This window comes from Mesorhizobium sp. M00.F.Ca.ET.216.01.1.1 (genome assembly GCF_004010325.2).
GTDB lineage: Bacteria > Pseudomonadota > Alphaproteobacteria > Rhizobiales > Rhizobiaceae > Mesorhizobium.
On the sequence record NZ_SADR02000474.1, the window covers coordinates 1 to 296 of the forward strand.

The 296-nt window shown below is 63.5% G+C and carries 1 protein-coding gene; it reads left to right on the plus strand.

From position 1 onward, the window contains the following. A partial coding sequence (locus EN859_RS37030; RefSeq protein ID WP_135913735.1) for a hypothetical protein occupies positions 1-296 on the plus strand: 296 nt, incomplete at both ends.

Here is a 296-nt window from a genome sequence, read left to right on the forward strand (position 1 = left end):
CAGCAGGACCGGCGGCTCGATCGGCAAGGGCGAGGTCAACCCGGACCAGTTGCAGCGCTACATCGACAATGGCGGCTTCTGGCATCACGCCTTTGCCGACGACCAGCGCTATTACAAGATGGCCAACGGCGCATATCTCGATTTCGCGGTGCAGATGGGCTTCATCGCCAAGGCCGAGCCGATCGTTTTTCAGCTTTACTCGGAGCCGATGCAGCGCTTTCGGCTGGCCGCGCGCGGCCATGGAAAGGTGCAGCCGCCCGAGGCGGAACGAGGCCGCATCGAGGCCTCAATGGACC